Annotated in this window: 2 protein-coding genes; both read right to left on the bottom strand. The window is 69.1% G+C overall.

Features of this window, described 5'->3' with window-relative positions:
- Nucleotides 1-1,477, bottom strand: a 1,477-nt coding sequence (tnpC, locus tag Q392_RS26355; protein ID WP_051953988.1) for an IS66 family transposase, incomplete at its 3' end; no start/stop codon positions are given.
- Between the two features lie 31 nt (nucleotides 1,478-1,508).
- Nucleotides 1,509-1,658 carry an IS66 family insertion sequence element accessory protein TnpB gene (gene tnpB, locus Q392_RS34270; protein WP_038215670.1) on the bottom strand — a complete coding sequence of 50 codons (150 nt, stop codon included), beginning with the start codon at nucleotides 1,656-1,658 and terminating at the stop codon, nucleotides 1,509-1,511.
- Nucleotide 1,659: the final 1 nt, after the last annotated feature.

Here is a 1,659-nt window from a genome sequence, read left to right on the forward strand (position 1 = left end):
AGGGCTCGACGTTGTTGGCCTTGGCGGTCTCGATCAACGAGTACAGGTTGGCACTGGCGTTGGCGCCGCCCACGGTGTCGGCGAACAACCAACTGCGTCTGCCGACGACGAACGGCCGGATCGCGTTCTCCACCGGGTTGGAGTCCAGCGGCCAGCTGCCGCTGTCCAGGAACCGCACGAGCTTGGGCCACTGCCCGTGCAGGTAGTGCAGCGCCTCGCCCAGCAGGCTGGACGGCGCGACGCGGTGCAGGTGCGTGAGCAGCATCTGCTCGATCTCGCGCACGACCGCGCGGCTGTAACGCGAGCGCAGCCGCAGCCGGCGCGCTGGAGCCCAGTCCTTGGAAAGTGCCTCTGCGCGGTACAGCTTGGCGATGAGCCGCACGAACCGGCTGGCGACCTGGTCCTTTGAACGTGCGGCCTTCGGGATGGCGTCCTCGGCCTTGATGAACGGCCGGCGCGCGTGGACCCAACACCCCAGGTGCGTGAGCCCGCCGGCCTTGGCAATGCCGTTGTAGACCTCATAGCCATCGCTCATGAGCGTGGTGCCCGGGCGGATGCCGGCGTAGAGCTTCTCCGCATGCGCGGCGCCACGCCCCGGCGCATAGGCAAACAGCCGCACCGGCGGACCCGTGCCGTTCATCTGCGCCCACATGTAGCTCTTGGTCTGTGCCTTGCGCCCGGGCTCCTTGAGCACCTGAACCGTGGTCTCGTCGCCGTAGATGAGGTCCGCGTCCAGCAGGTGGTCGCGCAGCAGGTTGATGACGGGCTGCACCGCCTGGCCAATGCGCACGACGCCGGCGGCCAGCGTGTTGCTCGCGAGGTCGCCGCCGAAGCGGCGCAGCAGTGCGGCCGTGCGGTACAGCGGCATGCCGAACTGGTACTTGCCGGTGATGACCCAGGCCTGCGCCCGCTCGGTGAGCAGCCCGCGGGGGATGATGCGCGCCGGTGCCGGCGCGACCTTCAGGCCTTGGTCGCAGCACGGGCAGGCGTACTTGATGCGGTGGTGCTGCAGCACGCGCACCTGCTCGGGGATCACGTCCATCTGCTCGCTGACCTCTGCACCGATCTCCACCAGCGCGTGCCCGTCGTGGGCGCACACGCGCTCGGCCTCGGGCAGCTCATGGCGCACGATCTCGCGCGGCAGTGCCGGGTCCAGTGGCTTGCGCCCGCGCTTCTTGCGCTGGTGACCGGCGACCGGCGTCGATTCCTCTTCCTCTGTCTGCGCCGGCGGCGTCTGGTCCGTGGGGGCGAGCTGCTCGGCCTCGTTGAGGAACAGGTCCTTCTGGTCAGTGCTGCGCGCCTCGCTCTTGGCGGCGAACAGCTGGCGCTGCAGCGCCTTCAAGCGCTCCAGTGCCAGGTCGCGCTCGGCATGGGCCACTCGCAGCGCGCCGGCCAGTGCATCGCGCTCGGCGATGAGCGCGGCAAGGTCCTCGGCGGTGATGGTGGCGGGCAACGACACGACAGCTTGGACCCGCATGCCATGGCATCGTTCCCACGCGTGCTGGACCTCAGGCCACTCGGCTGTACAGACGCTGCGGATGCTTGTGCACGACGGCCAGGTCGATGCCGTCGAGCAGCCAGTGCAACTGCTCGACCGTCAGCGTCGGCACGGCCACGGCATCCGGCCAGATGAAGCGGTCCTGTTCGAGTCGCTTCATC

This window comes from Xenophilus azovorans DSM 13620, assembly GCF_000745855.1.
Classification (GTDB): domain Bacteria; phylum Pseudomonadota; class Gammaproteobacteria; order Burkholderiales; family Burkholderiaceae_C; genus Xenophilus; species Xenophilus azovorans.